This is a genomic window from Neobacillus sp. YIM B06451, from assembly GCF_032667185.1.
GTDB lineage: Bacteria > Bacillota > Bacilli > Bacillales > Cytobacillaceae > Bacillus_D.
In genome coordinates, this window is the sequence record NZ_JAVFKJ010000002.1 from 172,436 (window position 1) to 190,925 (window position 18,490).

20 protein-coding genes are annotated in these 18,490 nt (G+C 34.5%); all 20 read right to left on the reverse strand.

The genetic code is table 11. From position 1 onward, the window contains the following. Window positions 1–43: 43 nt before the first annotated feature. Window positions 44–1,081, reverse strand: coding sequence for a dTDP-glucose 4,6-dehydratase (gene rfbB, locus RB160_RS05365; protein ID WP_316569204.1), 1,038 nt, complete (start codon window positions 1,079–1,081; stop codon window positions 44–46). After that, on the reverse strand, window positions 1,081–1,935 hold the full coding sequence (gene rfbD, locus RB160_RS05370; protein ID WP_316569205.1) for a dTDP-4-dehydrorhamnose reductase: 855 nt from the start codon (window positions 1,933–1,935) through the stop codon (window positions 1,081–1,083). The genes rfbB and rfbD overlap by 1 nt, the downstream gene beginning before the upstream one ends. 3 nt (window positions 1,936–1,938) lie before the next feature. After that, window positions 1,939–2,499, reverse strand: a complete 561-nt coding sequence (rfbC, locus tag RB160_RS05375; RefSeq protein ID WP_316569206.1) for a dTDP-4-dehydrorhamnose 3,5-epimerase — start codon at window positions 2,497–2,499, stop codon at window positions 1,939–1,941. A gap of 3 nt (window positions 2,500–2,502) precedes the next feature. Beyond that, window positions 2,503–3,399 carry a glucose-1-phosphate thymidylyltransferase RfbA gene (rfbA, locus tag RB160_RS05380; RefSeq protein WP_316569207.1) on the reverse strand — a complete coding sequence of 299 codons (897 nt, stop codon included), beginning with the start codon at window positions 3,397–3,399 and terminating at the stop codon, window positions 2,503–2,505. A gap of 108 nt (window positions 3,400–3,507) precedes the next feature. After that, window positions 3,508–4,470: a GNAT family N-acetyltransferase gene (locus RB160_RS05385; RefSeq protein WP_316569208.1), complete on the reverse strand. Its 963-nt coding sequence runs from the start codon at window positions 4,468–4,470 to the stop codon at window positions 3,508–3,510. Between the two features lie 68 nt (window positions 4,471–4,538). Continuing rightward, window positions 4,539–5,696: a DegT/DnrJ/EryC1/StrS family aminotransferase gene (locus tag RB160_RS05390; protein ID WP_316569209.1), complete on the reverse strand. Its 1,158-nt coding sequence runs from the start codon at window positions 5,694–5,696 to the stop codon at window positions 4,539–4,541. A gap of 109 nt (window positions 5,697–5,805) precedes the next feature. Further along, the gene (locus RB160_RS05395) at window positions 5,806–6,567 is read right to left on the reverse strand and encodes a WbqC family protein (RefSeq protein WP_316569210.1); all 762 of its coding nucleotides are present in this window, start codon (window positions 6,565–6,567) and stop codon (window positions 5,806–5,808) included. Between the two features lie 77 nt (window positions 6,568–6,644). Further along, window positions 6,645–7,178, reverse strand: coding sequence for a GNAT family N-acetyltransferase (locus RB160_RS05400; RefSeq protein WP_316569211.1), 534 nt, complete (start codon window positions 7,176–7,178; stop codon window positions 6,645–6,647). Window positions 7,179–7,311: 133 nt separating this feature from the next. Then, on the reverse strand, window positions 7,312–7,782 hold the full coding sequence (locus RB160_RS05405) for a GNAT family N-acetyltransferase (protein ID WP_316569212.1): 471 nt from the start codon (window positions 7,780–7,782) through the stop codon (window positions 7,312–7,314). Between the two features lie 20 nt (window positions 7,783–7,802). Then, window positions 7,803–8,489: a WbqC family protein gene (locus tag RB160_RS05410; RefSeq protein ID WP_316569213.1), complete on the reverse strand. Its 687-nt coding sequence runs from the start codon at window positions 8,487–8,489 to the stop codon at window positions 7,803–7,805. Window positions 8,490–8,520: 31 nt separating this feature from the next. Beyond that, complete coding sequence (locus tag RB160_RS05415) at window positions 8,521–9,990, reverse strand: lipopolysaccharide biosynthesis protein (RefSeq protein WP_316569214.1); 1,470 nt, start codon at window positions 9,988–9,990, stop codon at window positions 8,521–8,523. After that, complete coding sequence (locus RB160_RS05420; protein ID WP_316569215.1) at window positions 9,987–10,949, reverse strand: glycosyltransferase family 2 protein; 963 nt, start codon at window positions 10,947–10,949, stop codon at window positions 9,987–9,989. Before RB160_RS05420 ends, RB160_RS05415 begins: the two co-directional genes overlap by 4 nt. A gap of 13 nt (window positions 10,950–10,962) precedes the next feature. Then, a complete protein-coding gene (locus RB160_RS05425) occupies window positions 10,963–11,979 on the reverse strand; it encodes a glycosyltransferase family 2 protein (protein WP_316569216.1) in 1,017 nt (338 codons plus the stop codon). 3 nt (window positions 11,980–11,982) lie between these two features. Beyond that, on the reverse strand, window positions 11,983–12,576 hold the full coding sequence (gene rfbC / locus RB160_RS05430) for a dTDP-4-dehydrorhamnose 3,5-epimerase (RefSeq protein ID WP_316569217.1): 594 nt from the start codon (window positions 12,574–12,576) through the stop codon (window positions 11,983–11,985). A gap of 15 nt (window positions 12,577–12,591) precedes the next feature. Further along, window positions 12,592–13,509 carry an NAD-dependent epimerase/dehydratase family protein gene (locus tag RB160_RS05435; protein WP_316569218.1) on the reverse strand — a complete coding sequence of 306 codons (918 nt, stop codon included), beginning with the start codon at window positions 13,507–13,509 and terminating at the stop codon, window positions 12,592–12,594. 5 nt (window positions 13,510–13,514) lie between these two features. Next, on the reverse strand, window positions 13,515–14,591 hold the full coding sequence (gene rfbG / locus RB160_RS05440) for a CDP-glucose 4,6-dehydratase (protein ID WP_316569219.1): 1,077 nt from the start codon (window positions 14,589–14,591) through the stop codon (window positions 13,515–13,517). Continuing rightward, window positions 14,572–15,369: a glucose-1-phosphate cytidylyltransferase gene (gene rfbF, locus RB160_RS05445; RefSeq protein WP_316569220.1), complete on the reverse strand. Its 798-nt coding sequence runs from the start codon at window positions 15,367–15,369 to the stop codon at window positions 14,572–14,574. Before rfbF ends, rfbG begins: the two co-directional genes overlap by 20 nt. Before the next feature lie 52 nt (window positions 15,370–15,421). Then, on the reverse strand, window positions 15,422–16,453 hold the full coding sequence (locus tag RB160_RS05450; RefSeq protein WP_316569221.1) for a glycosyltransferase family 2 protein: 1,032 nt from the start codon (window positions 16,451–16,453) through the stop codon (window positions 15,422–15,424). Window positions 16,454–16,456: 3 nt separating this feature from the next. Further along, on the reverse strand, window positions 16,457–17,476 hold the full coding sequence (locus tag RB160_RS05455) for a glycosyltransferase family 2 protein (RefSeq protein ID WP_316569222.1): 1,020 nt from the start codon (window positions 17,474–17,476) through the stop codon (window positions 16,457–16,459). Beyond that, entirely contained in the window at window positions 17,476–18,483 is a 1,008-nt protein-coding gene (locus RB160_RS05460) for a glycosyltransferase family 2 protein (RefSeq protein WP_316569223.1), read from the reverse strand. The genes RB160_RS05455 and RB160_RS05460 overlap by 1 nt, the downstream gene beginning before the upstream one ends. Between the last annotated feature and the right edge of the window lie 7 nt (window positions 18,484–18,490).

The window sequence follows — 18,490 nt, forward strand, 5'->3', positions numbered from 1 at the left end:
AAAAAGCAAAAGGACACCCCATTTTTATGAGTTGCCTTTTGCTTTAACAATTTTTCGCGTTTTTTATTGTGTATTGATTGATGAAATAGTCCTGGTACTCTCCACTCAGTATGTTTTCCCACCATTGTTTATTGTCAAGATACCATAGAATCGTTTGGCCAATTCCATTCTCGAACGTATAGGTCGGTTTCCAACCTAAGTTCTCCAATTTTGTCGGGTCTATAGCGTATCGCTTATCGTGGCCTAAACGGTCCGGAACAAATTCAATAAGATCTTCGGATTTACTCAAAATAGTCATGATCGTTTTAACAACTTCGAGATTTGTCCGCTCATTATGACCACCAACATTATATATTTCACCCTCCCGGCCTTCGTGCATGACAAGGTCAACTGCTTTACAATGATCCCATACATGCAGCCAATCACGAATATTCTTACCATCACCGTAGATCGGAACTTTTTCATCGTTAAGGAGACGCGAAATTGTTAATGGAATCAGCTTTTCCGGAAAATGGTATGGTCCATAGTTATTGGAACAACGCGTTATATTCATCGGAAGCCCATACGTTTCATAATAAGCTCTGACCAGTAAATCAGATGAAGCTTTACTTGCACTATAAGGACTATTGGGCTGCAATGGAGTGTCTTCTGTAAAAAATGTGGTTGGGTCAAAATCTAATTCACCATATACTTCATCAGTAGAAACATGAACAAATTTAGTCACATTAATATGTTTTGAGGCATCTAGTAAAACTTGTGTCCCTAATACATTCGTTCGAACAAATACTCCCGGGTCTGTAATCGAACGGTCCACATGGCTCTCGGCGGCAAGATGGACTACATAATCAAACTGTTCCTTTTCAAAAAGCGAAATAATCGTGCCGCGATCCACAATATCCGCTTTTACAAAGAAGTAATTATCTTTATTTTCAATATTCCGGTGTTTGGTTAAATCACCAGCATACGTTAATACATCAAGATTATATACATCATATGCTGGGTACTTGTTCACCATGTATTGAACAAAATTCCCACCAATAAAACCGGCACCGCCAGTTACAAGGATTTTTTTCCGTGCCATTATTTCACCTCAAGTGTTAATGATTCCAAATATCTTTTTAATGAATCCTTCCAGTGCGGTAATGGCTTGAAACCATTATCAACTAATTTCTGTTTGGACATTAGAGAATTTTTTGGACGAATAGCCCTGGCAGCATACTGTTCTGAAGTTATTGAATTGACTTTCACCTTTTTATCAGCTAAACGAAAAATTTCTTCAGCAAATTCTCTCCAGCTACAAAATCCTTCATTTGTTGCATGATAAATTCCATATTTATTTGTTTGAATCATGGATATTAATAACTGCGATAAGTCCTTGGTACTTGTTGGAGAACCAACTTGATCACCAACTATATTTAGTTCACTTCGGGTTTCAGATAGGTGTAACATTGTTCTGACAAAGTTTTTTCCGTTTACTCCAAAAATCCAGGATATTCTTACTATGAACCAATTTTCTAACAGTTTTTGTACAATTTGCTCTGCTTCATACTTAGTCAGCCCATAATACCCTAGTGGATGGGGACAATCCATTTCTACTAATGGAAATTCACCGTTCCCATCAAATACGTAATCCGTACTAATCAACATAAACTTTGCCCCTATTTCTTTTGCCGCATTTGCCAAGTGCTTTGTCCCGTTAACATTTACATTCCAACACGTTTCTTTCTCATCCTCCGCCTTATCAACTGCTGTATAGGCTGCACAATGGATAATAGAATCAGGATGAACCGTGGTTACATATCTATTAACAGCTACCTCATCGGTAATATTTAAATCCTTCGAACCAACACCGACCATTTCTAAGCCAAGTCTTCGACCTTCATGGACGACATCATATCCTAATTGTCCTGTATAACCTGTAACCAGAATCTTCATTCCTTACTCTCCATACGTAAAATTGAGATTTGCTTTACTAAGGTTTGGTGCTTTATCATCCTTTACAGACAACACAGGAGCAGCATCGACAGGCCAGTCAATCCCAATCGAAGGATCATTCCACCTAATTCCACACTCATACTTTGGGGCATAGAACTCATCTACTTTATATTGAACTTCAACATGATCGGTCAATGTAAGAAACCCATGGGCAAATCCCTTTGGAATAAAAAGTTGCTTTTTATTTTCTGCACTTAATTCAGTTCCAAACCAATGTCCAAATGAGGGACTTCCTTTACGAATGTCAACTGCAACATCGAAAATGGCCCCTTTTGTGCACCGGACAAGCTTTGTTTGTGCTTTCGGATTTAATTGATAATGCAACCCTCTTAACGTGCCCTTTGATGCTGAAAATGAGTGATTGTCCTGAATAAATCGAACCTCAATTCCAGCTCTTTTAAAAATGGCATCACTATACGTTTCCATAAACCAGCCACGATGGTCACCAAATAAATTGGGCTCTACGATTACTACTCCCTGTAACCTAGTTTCGATTAAATTCATATTCTATACACCTACTAGACTGTTATCAAATGAAGATTGATTCGCAAGACGCAATAAGTATTGCCCATACTCATTTTTGCTCAAAGGTTTAGCTAAATCGAGTAACTTCTCCCTGCAAATATAACCCTTCCGGAAGGAAATCTCTTCTAAACATGCTACCTTTAAGCTTTGTCGTCTCTCAACGGTTTCAATAAACGTAGATGCTTCCAGTAAAGACTCATGTGTCCCTGTATCTAACCAAGCAAATCCTCTGCCTAACAACTCAACTTGAAGTTTTCCCCGCCGCAGATATTCTTCGTTAATTGAAGTAATTTCCAATTCCCCGCGAGCAGACGGCTTTATTGATTTTGCAATATCAACTACATCATTGTCATAGAAATAAAGACCAGTAACAGCGAATGTTGACTTTGGAATTAGTGGTTTTTCTTCTATTGAAATAGCCCTTCCCATTTCATCAAATTCCACTACTCCAAAACGTTCGGGATCTTTGACATTGTATCCGAACACAGTTGCGCCTTCATATCGCGTGGCGGCACGTTCTAATATTTGAGTAAACCCATGGCCATAGAAAATATTGTCGCCTAAAATCATGGCAACGGAATCATCCCCAATGAACTGTTCACCAATTAAAAAAGCCTGGGCTAATCCGTCCGGGCTTTGTTGTACTTTATATTCAAGATTAATCCCAAATTGGTTTCCGTTACCCAATAAAACCTCAAATTTTGGAGTATCCTCAGGAGTTGAAATGATTAATATATCTCTTATACCAGCAAGCATTAAAGTTGATAGAGGATAATAAATCATAGGCTTGTCATAGACTGGCAACAGTTGTTTACTTGTAACCATTGTTAACGGATAAAGCCTGGTACCGCTTCCACCTGCTAAGATAATGCCCTTCACTTTTTAATCTCCCCTCTATAATTTCTTAGCCATAATCAAAATTAATAGTTGATACTCCATTTATTACAATTTTCCAAATCTTTCATTCAATAATCTCAGCTACCTATCTTAGGATCCGCTTCTATATTGTGGAAAGTATTCTTTATTATTTCCCCCAGCTTGTTCTACTAGAATATTATATATTTCATGGTTTCTAATTATTGTTCCAACTTTATACTGATATTGTTTTCCATAGTTACGCTTATATTTTTCTAAGGGACTATCCATTTTTGCCCCACCTAAATCAAAAATCTTTAATCCTTTTTCAGCCGCATAGAGTGATAATTTATATATTAATAAACTGTTTGCTTGGAAGGAGGTATACTCTGGGTGGTGGGCTGCATAAATTCCATGTGCTATATCTTCACCCAATAAGTTTATTGTTGATGAAATAACTTTCCCCTCATACATAGCACTTGCAAACACGATTTTGTCAGAAAATGCATGAACAAAATAATTTAAATAAGATTCATTTAAGGTATAATAACCGCTGACTTTGTATTTTGATTCTATAAAAGAATAGAGTTTCAAAAAGTCACCTATAACATCTTTGTTAGGATTTTCAATAATTATTTGTACTCCATTTTTTTCCGCCTTTCTAATTGCATTCCTTAATTTACTACTATATTCATTATTAAAAAAGTCGATTGTTAAATCAGTGCAATAACGGATTCCATATGGTCTAATTTGATATATACTATTAAAGAAACTTGAATGGTTTAACCAAGGACTGAATTGAATAAACTCAGCAATGATATTCTCCTTGGTACAAAAATGGCTGAATTCATCATTAAACTCACTAACCAACTCTTTTACATTTTTTTCATCAAAGTCTTCAATCCATGGCCCGCAAACACCTCTTGGGGTAACCAAATCGAAATATTTATTCTGATCAACAATCCCTGCTTCACGTTTAATAAATGGGTAAATAATCTTTGTTCCATTCTTTTTAAAGGTATAAGTTATAGCTTCACCATTTTCTTTCTCTTGCTGAAGATTGCCCCAGCGTGAATCCATATAAATACTTCTCATCCTCCATCAACCTTCTTAACATTGAATATCTATATTTTTTATGCTTGAATATAATAATTTTCAAAGTTTTATCGGATAATTCCTACTCTTTCTCTCCCAATTTGATTAATATTTAAATTCTTTTTATCGGTATTCCCACTGATAATAATCTTACAAATTCTATCAACATCCTCTAATGCTAAATCGGCATAAAGTGGGAGTGTCAATACTCTTTCTGCTATATATTTGGCAACAGGGGTTCCATTAGAATTAAATCGATCTTGATAACAATTAAGACTATTGGTTAAAGGGTAGAAATATTTCCGTGCAATAATGTTGTGTTTCCTTAACAATTCATAAATTTCATCCCGAACCATTATTTCCTTATTAAATACTATTGGAAAATAGGAGTAATTGCTTTCCACATCAATCTGAGGTTCAACTAACTTAATCCCTTTAATATCACTTAGACTTTCTCTGTATCTTTCAACCACAGCCTTTCTTTTCATTATCTCCCTTTTTATATGACGTAGATTGCAAATACCCATTGCGGCTTGGAATTCATTCATTTTGGCATTTCCGCCAACATACTCTACAGATTCCGGTCCAGTAATACCAAAGTTCTTAATATCATCCAGTGTTTTTCGTAAAGCGGGATTCTTAAATGTTATTGCTCCACCTTCTATGGTATTAAATACTTTAGTAGCATGAAAACTAAACATGGATGCATCACCAAAGTTAGCTACTCCTTTTCCATTAACCGTAACTCCGAAAGCATGAGCAGCATCGTAGATTACCTTGAGATTATATTTGTTTGCTATTCTTTCTATATCTTGAACGTTGCAGATATTCCCATAAACATGAACAGGCAGGATAGCAGAGGTTTTCTCTGATATGAGACTTTCAAGTTTATCCGTATCTAATGTATAATCCTTTAAGTTAATATCACAAAAAACTGGCTTCAATCCATTTCTCACAATAGCATGAGTTGTGGACGCAAACGTAAAGGGGGTTGTAATCACCTCACCAGTTAAATTTAAGGCAGCTATCGCACACTCCAATGCAAGATGACCATTAGCAAATAATGTCACGTTGGGAGTATCTAAATAGTGAGCTAATTGTTTCTCAAAAAGTTTATGTTTTTCACCCATATTGGTTAGCCAGTGGCTTTCCCATAAGTCTTTGATTTCTGCTATATACTCCTCGAAAGCAGGCATAGAGGACCTGGTTACTTGGATAGGTTTCATTATTAACTTCCTCTCACATACGATTCTATGACAAAAAAAAGACGACGCCTTCTCACGATTAAATAAGCGTCGTCTATCAATATATTAACTCAGCGATACCCATACAATGTTATCCATTAAAAAGCATATACGCTTCTTCATCATCAGATACCAGCTTGTATTGTTCTAACATGATTTTGATATCATCTATAGAATTAAACATCATAACATCGATGATCGATAAATTGCCTACAAAATCATGGTTGAATTGTGTATATATAATTTCTTCCGTTTTTAAAAACCTTAATTGGATTCCCTTAGAATCAAAAAAATTGGAAGTGTATAATTCCATTCCTCCTATTGCGTTTATATATTGTTGGGCACCCAGCCGTTTACAAATATCAATAATCTTATCTTGACCGCGTAACACGTTACTTTTCTTAACCTCCGATGACAAGATGAGGGATGTTTCTACTTTTAAATAATCACATACTTCCTTTATCGAATACGCCAAAAAAAGGGCTACACTCTTTTCATCATATTTTAATATTTTCTCGACTAGCGGGAATACTTCATTAAAAAATGGCGCCTTTTTATAGGAAGTTTCAATCGTCTTTAATAACTTATCTATATTTGATTCATTGTTTTGGAGCAGCTCCACTTCATTAATTCTTTTATTTTGGCTTACCTTCGATAACTTTAAATGGATTTGTTTGGGTTGTTTGTTTACCAATATATTGTTCCTATTAATCCAACCGCCTTTGATAAAATTCACATCATCAAAAATTACAAATTTATCAACTACATTTATTAACTGCCAATAACCTATATATGGAAATAAATAAGGTTGCATGATAGCTAACTTCAAAATATCACCTTCAAGTCCACTCACCCTCAACAGTAATTTTTTCAATCCATTTGATTATGTTGATCTATGTTTGTTAAGCTCTTCCCTAATTTGATTATTATTTATCCCTTGTTTTTTTCATAATCAGACCTTAATAGGGTAAGTATATAAGCATTGTGAAATTTATTTCTTTTGTAGACGTAGTCAGGTAGTAACCCTTGTTTTTTTAAACCTAAATTCTCAGCCAACCTTAACGATATTATGTGATCTTCCCTTATAAAAGTGTACAGCATATTTAATCCTAGTTCCTCAAAGAGATGTCCTATAAACAGTTTTGAGGCCTGTGTTGCATATCCTTTACTCGCAAACTCTTTTGCAATAAGTATGCCTCCCAATTCAGCTTTTCTATTGACATAATCAATATTTGTTACAGCACCATACCCAATGGGTTCATTTAATTCTGCGGAACAAATCATTAAATATAATTGGTTACTATTGTTCAAAATTTTATCCTCGATCCAGTTTTTATCCCAAACTGACGAAATATAATATTTATTTCCAAGTGTATATTCGAATAGTTCATTATCATTTCGAATCTTATTTATAAACGATAAGTCATCGTACTCGAATGCTCTTAAATATATATTAATACTCATAATGCCCTCCCTCTATATATGTCGATTTATTACTTGACTCGGTACGCTGCTCGGATATTATTGGACATAAAATATCCGAATAAAAATCAACACTGTTAAGTATGTCTAACAATCAAATAGTAAAAGACCAATTTTATAATTTTCTAAGCATATAAATTGATTCCGAAGAGGCTTTCTCAAGGAAATTAAAGCCAGCATTTTTATAAAAGTTTATTGCTTTTATATTTGATAAGAAAACTTCTAATTTTAAGTTTTCCATTCCCTTCCTTTTCGAAATATTTATACATTCACTTATTAGCAAACGTCCTATACCTTTATTTTGAGATTGAGGTATTACTCCCATGAGTGGCAAATAGGCCATCTTAGTTTCAGTATTATTTGCATACAACACAGATAGGCCTTTATATCGTTTATTTTCTTTAACAACACAAATATTTGCATATTGGAAAATTTTCTCAGAATACTTATCCAAATCAGAAAAACGTTGTGACAAAGTCGGAGTAAAAACCATATTGAAATAATTAATTGCTTCCTTAACTTCATCAATACTTGCAATCTGATTAATCCGTAAGCTTTCTTTGGGAGTCTCTTGAAATTCATCCAAAGTCGATCAACCTCTATTTCCTAAATTAACTTAATTTCATGTAACATTTCTTTTATACTCTCCCTTGAATTGAACATCATCACATCTATAATTGAAAGGTTTGGGATGAACTCATTATCAAACTGCTTATATTCGGTATGAAACGACTGAATAAACTTCAATTGAATATCATTAAGTAAAAAATCATCTTTTTTATATAATTCAATCCCTCCGATAGGATTGATATAAATATCACCACCTAAAACTTTGCATGTTTCTATAACTCGATCCCGGTTTTGTAAAGAATTATTCATGTCGATATTCGATGATATTATTATCTCAGTGTCTAAATCTAAGAAGTAAGCAATTTTAATGATTGAATGATAAATAAATTCAAATAAGTTTTTACTCTCATAGGTTAAACATTCCTCAATCAGTGGATACACTTCCTCAAAATAACGTGCTCTTCTATAACCCTGTTTTATCTGGGAGAGTAACTTTTGTTGTGCTTCCGAAAAGCAATCGGATAAATATCTTTCTTTAACGTCGAGATAATCAGAGTCTTTTTTAATGGGCAATGTAAATTGTTTAACCTTACCATTTAATAAAATTCTATTTCTTCTTATCCAACTCTTCTTTGTAAATTGAATATTGTCATAGACCACAAATTTATCCACCGCATTTATTAACTGCCAATATCCAATATAAGGGAAGATGTATGGTTGCATAATTCCAATCTTCAGATTAACCCCCCCCCATTCATTTAGTTAAATAAACAGCCTTTTTCCTTTTCAAAATTTGTTTCACTGTCGAAACTATATATATAAAGCATTCAAGTTTATATGCTTGAGCCATTCCAAAATAAAAAAATATCCCTATAAGCATCTGTAATATTAGAGTAAAAACATCACTAAACCCCAATAATTTAATGGCGTATACTCCTGCACCCATAAAAACAGATAAAATAAAGGATGGAATAATATCTTGCCACTGTTCTTGAATACTATAATTTAGTAACTTTGAATTAGGGTAAGCGTTGATTAAAGAAGAAATGATTCCACCTATTAATGTGCCTAACGCCATTCCATAAACTCCATAAGGTATACTCAATCCTAAAATTATGATTCCTAGAACTTTCTTTATTATTTCTAATTTCAAAAAAATATCGCTTCGTCCTAGAGCATTTATTGCTTGTAAATTAGTCGTATGAATTGGCCATAATGCATATGAAGCACAAAATATTTGTAAGAAAGGAACAGCAGGCAACCATTTTTCTGTTAGCAGAATTCTGACCAGTGGTTCCCCCACAATAGCCAAGCCCATCATCATAGGAAAAATCACGAAAGAGCTTGTAACAATTGATCTTCGTACCATTTCTTTTACTTTTTCTTTGTTATCCTGATTAGAAGCCATAGCCGGCAGCATCACAGACTGTATAGAACCATTAATATTACTTACAATTAAGCTTGGAAATTGCTCGCCTTTATTATAAATTCCTAACATGGCAGGACTAAACATTTTGCCAATAATTAGACTCTGCACATTTAAATACAATGTGTCTATCAATGCCGAAGCTACTAACTTCCATCCAAATGAAAAGAGCATTTTTACTCTTTTAACTGAAAAGAGTAATTTCGGCCGCCATTTTACAGTAAACCAAAGGATAAGCGTAATGAAAAATTGATTAGTTAATTGTGACAATACTAATGCCCATACACCATATCCACAATAGGCCATTACAATGCCTACTGTGCCTGAAATTACGATTGCACCCAGATTACTTATAGATAGCTTTTTAAAATGCATTTTTTTTCCCAAAACGGCGTTCTGGATTGAGTTAAATGGGGCAAATAATAAAGTTAATGACAGAAATCTTAGCACATATACAAGCTGGGGTTCTTTATAAAATTCTGCTATAAAGGGAGAAGCAAAAAAAAGACCAGTATATATTAGACCTGATACAAAGAGATTTAAATAAAATACTGAAGAATAATCCAAATCATCTACGTCTCTCTTTTGGATTAGTGCAGTATTAAAACCGCCTTGAACAAGTACCCCAGAAATAGCAATAAATATCGTAATTAGCACAATGGTACCGAAGTCCTCTGGACTTAGAATTCGTGCTAGGATGATAGATACAACAAACTGGATGCCTTGGACCCCCATACGCTCCGTAAACTTCCAAAACAAAGATGATATTACGGTTGCTTTGGTAATTTCAATGTTCATATTTTTAATATCCTTTTTACAGTAATTAGTGATACTAATATTCGAGGAAAGTATCCCTGTAAATACAACCGCATCCTATCCTTATACGCGAACCTAGAATAAATGAATTTGAATTCTGCCCTCAAAGCTTCCTTAAATTTTTTTTGTTCAAGTAGAAGATAAAATTTAATACGCTTTTTTGTTCGTATAATAACTTCTTCATATTTAAAATTTGTATAATGATCTAATTGATCAAGCATGATTGTAATTCTTTCAAAATGCCTGATTTTTTTATCAATTGAAGAAAAGTTATTTACTGTCCATGATCCGCTATCCCCTACCCTGTAAGCGGACATTTTTTCATCCATATAATAAACAGTCCCTTGTAAGGATAAATTGATGGCCAACGGATAATCCCCAACAGGTGCGTTTAGAAAAAATTCAGGGCTAATCAGGTCTAAATTTCTGCGATAAAGCATTGAGTTTGATAAGAAAAGACCACCGCCAAATTCTATTATTTCTTCTGTACTATAAACCTTATTCTTTTTGCTTGGACGGCTATCTTTAATATATTTTTTGTCTGCTGCTGAAACTACATTGCCAGCATGAACACATAAACTGCATTCAGGATGCTTCTCCATAAACTCTACTTGCTTCTGCAATTTATATGGATCAGTCCAATAATCATCTCCCTCACAAAAAGCGATGTATTTTCCTTTTGCTCTATCAACATTTATATTTTCAACATGTATTCCTCTGGAGTATTGGTTCTCTGTTTGATAAATGGGCTTTATGACGTTTGGAAATTTTTCCTCAAATCCTTTAATAATATCTACAGTTTTGTCTGTAGAAGCATCGTCATGTATCAGGATTTCAAAATTAAAGGTCGTACTTTGCATCAAAAAACTATTTATTGCATCCGCAATAAATTTTTCATGATTATAAGTAATACAACATATACTAACTAGTATTTTATCCACTGGATTATACTCCTTAATGATGAATACTTTTTACTTTCCGATTAAAAAACAAATCCCGAAACAATGTAAGGGCACCCCTTGCGAATTTAAAATAACGAAAAGTAATAAATTCAGTAAAGGTAATGTTAAGGTTATTGATAATGTTTCGATTCAACTTCATTCTGTTCTCATAATGCAGACAAAGTTTATTAAATCGCTTTTGGGTTGCTTTATCTTGTATCACTATTTTAAATGTTGACATGTTGTTTTTTATATTCTGCAAGTTCCTATATGCCTTCTCTATTTGATCAAATTGATTTTTTTTTATATAGCTTAAAAGCGATTGCTTGGTCTTTAGTTTTGACCAATTTAATGCACCAACTTGGTTAGACCCATGCTGTCGATAGTATATTAAAGGATCATTTAGGTATTTGATTGAGCCTGGATAAATTGCAGCAATTACAAGTCCAATCCAGGCATCATGAATCCACCCTTCTGGAAATCGGTTCACTTTTAAAGCATTTTTCTTAAACGCCATTGTGCATCCTGTTATTACATCTCTAGACATTAGAACATCGAACTCTTTATTCTGATTAATTTTTTTCATTTTTCGTTTATCAAATCCCAATGATTCGAACAAAGTATATCCTAATAATCCCAACTCCTTATCCACTACGTTTCCATTTGTAAAAACTAGTTTCAGGTAAGGATTACGTAAAAATTCTTGTTCAATCCTTTGGAGTTTACCCTCTAACCAATAATCATCCTGATCCGATAAAAAAATTAGATCCCCATGGCAAAGATTTATGCATTTCTCAAAGTTTTTGGTGCTCCCCAAGTTTTTTTCATTTATAAAAATACGAACGTCAAAAGGAGCTGTTTTTGCGAATTTTTCCAAAATCTGAATTGTGCCATCTGAAGAACGGTCATCACAGATAACTACTTCATTTGGCAACCTTGATTGGTTTAGTATACTTTTTAATTGGTCTTCTAAAAATTTTCCACCATTATATGTAACTAACGCAATTGAAATTGTAAATAGTTTATCCATTGTTTATTTCACCTCTTCGAACCCTCGCTTCTTAGCCTGAAACTTTCTGTTAAATTCACTAAAACTTTGGAGGTGTCGGTCCTTTTCAGAAAAGTTTATATTATGATCAACTAATTCCAATGGCCATTTAATTTTCAATTCGGGATCATCCCACTTAATCCCATCATCATACTCCTCATAAAACTTTTCTGAGCATTTATAGGAAACGATTGATGGCTCGATCACCAAATAGCCATGCCCAAAATTTTTGGGTATGTAAAGGGAATCTTTGGTCTCGCCAGAAAGATAAAAACCTCGCCACTGTCCATAAGTTGGTGAGGTTTTTCTTAAATCAACAATGACGTCGTATATTTTCCCGGTTAGACAACGAACCAGTTTCGCTTGTTCTTTCACTCTTTGAAAATGGATTGCACGAATTACACCTTTTTCAGAACTCGTATAAAATACTTCTTTTAACTCATGTCCAATTCCATTATCAATGAACACCTCTTCTGAATAATCTTTAATGAAATAACCTCTTTCGTCATGAGCTACAAAAGGTTTAATCAAATACGAACCCTTTAAATCCAACTCCTCAAATGAGAATCTTTGAATCATTTGATTAACCCTCCTTTATACTGATTGCGCATCCCTCTTCATTTCCTCAATGGTTTCTCGTATATTTTTTTCAAATGTTTTTTCAGCTTTAAATCCTGTATCCCTTACCAAATCCGTTGTATCAAACCAATCCAATTCATATTTCAATCCATCTTCCGGCCTTTCACCGAGTCCTAGTTGGGCATTAGGGCCATAAACTTCTTTAATTGCCTGTAGATATTCTTTTAGGATCCGAGGAGCAGCACTTCCAACAAAATAGCAGCCCCTGCTTTTATCTTCTTTACCCACAAGATAAAGAGCTCTGGCTGCATCTTTCACATACATTAAATCGTAAGGTTGTTCCGCCTTCGAAAAGGAAGGTTTATTACCCTTTTGCAGTTCTTGGAGGGTATAACTAACGATATTACCGGTTAAATTATGGCCGCCATATATATTGGACAATCTAGCCCATACAAATGGCAACTCAAGTTTTTTACATAAAATTTCTAATAAACAATGTGTAGTGTGTTTAGCAATACCATAAATCGTATTCTCTGCCTTCACATCGATATTTAAAACATTTTCTGCTATTTTTTCAGTAATCGTTCCCGTACAAATAAATTTTCCACAGTTTAATTTCTTTGCTGCCATGGCACTATCACAAGTAAATTGAGCATTTGATAACTGTAATGCGTAATTGGCTCTATCACTGCCGCTCGTTCCTTGCCAGGCCAAATGGTAAAAAACATCAATATCGCGATCCGGGACTAACTCATTCAATTCGAAGATCGACCTAAGCTCACAGTATACGACTCTTGTATATTCCGGCAGAGTATCCAGTTTTGAGTCTCTGTTCCTTATGACTGCGATGACTTCGATATTATTTTTCTGTAATTCTTTAATAAGTGCGCTTCCTATATATCCATTGGCACCTGTTACAATCGCCTTTTTCATTTTTATCACCTAACCGACATTTTTGAATACTCATGTTTTTGAGGTTCCATAAACTCTAAAATTTGTTTATCCATCATTAGGGCCACATTCCCTTTAGAGATATAAACCCTAGTCCATTCGACTGTTTTCTCGATGGCTGTTTCGATATTCCATCTTGGTTCCCAACCAAATGTCTTTTTTATTTTTGAGCAGTCCAATTTTAAAAAGCTGGCTTCATGAGGGCCTCCATCAGACTTATTGATCGAACGTCCCCCTTTGCCCCATACCTGGCAAAATAGATTCGCCAGTGTTTCTGTTGAAACACAGTCTTTTTCATTGGGGCCAACGTTATAATAACCTTCGTACTTTTTATCAACAAATTGTTTTTTAGCTATTAATAAATAGGCTACAAGTGGTTCTAATACATGTTGATAAGGCCGGATTGATGCTGGATTTCTTACTATAATCGGTTCATTGTTTATTACTGCCCGAATACAATCTGGAATAATCCGATCATTCGAAAAGTCTCCTCCCCCAATGACATTTCCTGCTCTTGCAGTCGATATGGAAATATCAGTATTTGAAAAGAAAGAGTTTTTATAGCACTGGGTTATGATTTCGGAACAAGATTTACTGTTCGAATAAGGGTCATAGCCATTTAGACTATCCGTTTCTCTATATCCCCATTCCCACTCATAATTTTGATACACTTTATCAGTCGTGACATTTAGTACCGATTTTACCGTTTTGCTTTCCCTCACACATTCAAGAAAGTTTACTGTTCCCATAACATTCGTTTCGTACGTATAATGGGGATCGCTATAAGAATCTCTTACTAGAGGTTGTGCGGCAAGATGAATGGCGATTTCCGGTTCTGCCTCATGGAAAGCTACCTTCAGCTTTTTTAAGTCTCTTATATCTCCAATGATCGAATTCATCTCACTTTCAATGCCGCTAAGTGTAAACAAGTTCGGTTCAGTGGGAGGCTGTAGGGCATATCCGGTTACTTTTGCTCCTTTATTAATAAGCATTTTACATAGCCATGTCCCTTTAAAACCGGTATGTCCCGTCACAAATACCTTCTTACCCTTGTAAAAGTTCAACTTTATCCCACACTTTCCACGGAGCTTCTTCACGTTTCCAAAGACTTTCCAACATCTCCTTATCACGCAATGTATCCATACACTGCCAAAATCCATAATGTTTATAAGCCTTTAATTCACCTATTTCAGCTAATGTCTCTAATGGTTCGTTTTCGAATACTGTCGTATCATCTTCAATGAAATCAATCACTGCCGGGTTTAGCACCATAAATCCTCCATTGATCCAGCCACCATCTTCTTTGGATTTTTCCTTGAAATTGTTAATCTGTTCCTCTTTATCAATATCCAGCATCCCAAACCGGCCTCCTGGTTGGATTGCCGTAATCGTTGCCATTTTTCCACAATATTTATGAAATTTAACTAACTCATTAATATCAACATTGGATACGCCATCCCCGTAAGTTAACATAAAAGGCTCATTGCCAATATAGTCTTTCACTCTTTTAATACGCCCACCTGTCATGGTTGTAAGACCGGTATCAATTAAGGTAACTTTCCAAGGCTCCGTATTATTATTATGAACAATCATTTTGTTGGAAGCTGAAAAATCGAAAGTTACATCAGACATGTGTAAGTAATAATCTGCAAAAAACTCTTTTATGGCATATTGCTTATAGCCACAACAAATAATAAAATCATTGTAACCAAACGAAGAATAATATTTCATAATATGCCAGAGGATCGGTTTACCTCCAATTTCAATCATTGGTTTTGGTTTTAAGTGGCTTTCCTCACTAATCCGCGTTCCAAAGCCTCCCGCTAAAATAACAACTTTCATAATAGTTACCCCCATTAACTTCTATTTGCCGCCAACAATAAAAAAAGAAAGCTTAATCTGCAAGCTTTCCTTTTTTCAAAAAGAAATAAATACTGAATATGAAATCTGTGAACATGATCGACTTATTAAGTTTGTACTTTATGATGTTAGATAAGAAACCACTATTCGAGAAGTGTTGCAATGCTTTTTTAGTACAACTCTTTTGCAATATGCTTTCTATATAGCCCCGTCTAACTTTTTTTGGCACCTTCAAACTCGTTAAATATGCCTGTGCAATTAGAGAAAACATGGCCACCGCATATTGGTGTTCTAAATTGCGCTCATTACTTTGATAGACACCCTGTTTAATAAGATAATTTCGAATTCGGTTATAGGTTAGACTCTGCATTTCAACATCCTGAATATGAAAGCCTTTGGATGTTGAATTTACATTAGAACGATTATAAATATATAGAGGGTCCTTTATGAAAACAAACCTATTAGCCTTTTTTATATAGTCGAAATTAAAGAGAACATCTTCACTTCGTGTAATCGACTCATCAAACCAAATGCCATTGCTCTTGATGATATCAGCACGATAAAGTTTATTCCATACAAAATATAGTATAAAATTCTCACAATATTTGGCGCACACTGATAAGAAATCTTGTTTTTTAAATACCCGATCCTCAACCTCACAAGAAACAAAGTACTCTTCAGCGTTTTTATTCTTATACATTTTTTTGTAACCACAGGTAATTAAATCCGCATTATATTGAACAATGGACTGATGCATTTTCTCCAACATACCAGCATCGATTGAGTCATCCGCGTCCATGAACTGGATAAATTCGCCTTTTGCATGTTTTAAACCAAAATTCCGTCCAGAAGCAATCGAACCATGATTTTTCTGAATAAATTTAATTCTGCTGTCTTTTTGTTTGTACTTATTACATATGTGTGAAGACCCATCCGTCGACCCATTATCCACCAGTATTAATTCAAAGTCCTTAAATGTCTGATTTAAAACCGAATCAATACATCGGACTAAATACTGTTCAACTTGATAAATTGTAATAATAATACTAATTTTAGGATTACTCATAGGTCAGCCTTTCAATAAATTTCTAATCTTAAATAAGGAATAATAAAACATGGGTAGCTGATATTTTAAACAGAAAAAAGCCCAACGGTTGAAAGTATAGTTTTTGTTGTTGGCTGCAAGAGTGCGCACTTCCTCGTCGTTTAAGTACTTTTTTAACTCTGTTATCTTTTCTCTAAATGTGAGTTTATTTTCCGTCTTTGCGATATCGAACATCGCCCTTAGAACCCCGCTAAGGTATGCTTCTTCCACAAAGGTTCTGGAATGGTGGTCATGTATGTTAATATCCCCCAATAACTTTAATGATTCGATATAAACAGTTTTTGCGATATCAAACCGATTATAATAGATTCTTGAAGTCACACTATTCTCATGCTGAATGTGCAGATAATAAGGAAAACTCACTAATACTGCAGATTGGCATTTTCGATAAAAATGCAGATTAAAAAGATAATCCTCTGCGATAAAAAAATCATTCATAAAACCTATGCCATTTGCACATATGATTGATTTCTTATACCACTTGTTCCAACAACTACCAAAAAGAGGTTTGCCTAACCAGATCGCTTTTAAAAAATCTTGTTTTCTTTCATTGCTTGAAAATGATTTTTCTATATACTGGAAAGATTCAACAGAATCCCCGATGGGATTTACGATACTAAAAGGCGCTACAATTAAATCATAATCCTCTGACTTTACTTTATTTGCTGTATCAGAAAAAAACGCATTAACATAATCATCTGCATCAATAAAGGTTATATATTTACCTTTTGCTTGTGCCATACCATGATTACGAGCTCTTGATGGACCTCCGTTTTTTATATGATGCACTTGTACACGTTCATTTTGCTCACAATACAAATCGCAAATTTCACCACTGCTATCGTTTGAACCATCATTTACAAGTATTAATTCAAAATCCTTAAAAGTCTGGTTTAAAACGGAATCAATGCAACGTTGCAGAAATTTCTGGGCATTATATACTGGTATGATGATTGATACTAAAGGGGTCTTTACATGCAGCATTATAAATATCTCCTTCTATATGCTCGTAAAAATAGGTCCATAAAGGTTGCACTTTTAAGCCGGACAAGCCTTCGTATCATTTTTTGTAAATTACTGCGATGATTCGGTAATGCAAAAATTTCCTGCACTATTTCATCTTTTATCATCATACTTATCATTTTTTTTCGATCTATTGAATTCATTGGGCAGTCTGGTAAATAATAATTGATAAACGCGAAGGCAAATTCATACTGGTAATAAAGAATTAAACCTTCCTTTAGATGAGTGCAGGGTACCCCGTTAATAAGGCTTCTCAAAAATCCGTAAAGCAGCTTTTGGATTTCAAATTTATTATGTAGATATCTATTTACAAGGCTGCCTTCATTTTGATGGTATTCATATGAAACACCGGGCTCAAAAGAAACTTTGGTTGAATTCCTAAAATAGGAGATATTAAATATAGCATCCTCACCCAAATGAAACTCTGTTCCGAAGCGAATTTTATGATTTCGAATTAGTTCCTTGCGATACAATTTATTCCATGAAGAATACGCTAATCCTTTTTCAAGCAAGTTTACGAACAATTCAATGATGGGCTTGTCATGATAACTCTCAAACTCACATACGGTTAGTTTGTCAATTTCACGATTATTTTTTACAAGTTTACTGCCACAAACAACTAAATCCGGATTTTCCGTTTCCATTCGATTATGAAGCACTTCTAGAAAATTAGGCGGTAACGTATCATCACTGTCTGTAAACTGAATATACTTGCCTTTAGCATGTTCCAAGCCAACATTCCGGGCATTTCCTGGTCCGTTATTTTCAATATGGATGACTTTTATTCTTTCATCCTGCGAAGCGTAGTAGTTGAAAATTCCGGCACTTTGATCGGTAGAACCATCGTTGATGAGAATCAACTCGATTGATGAGAGTGTTTGGCCAAGGATGCTTTCAATACATCTTGATAAGTATTTCTCTGCATTGTAAACAGGGACTATGACTGACACTATACAACGATATTCCATATGTTTC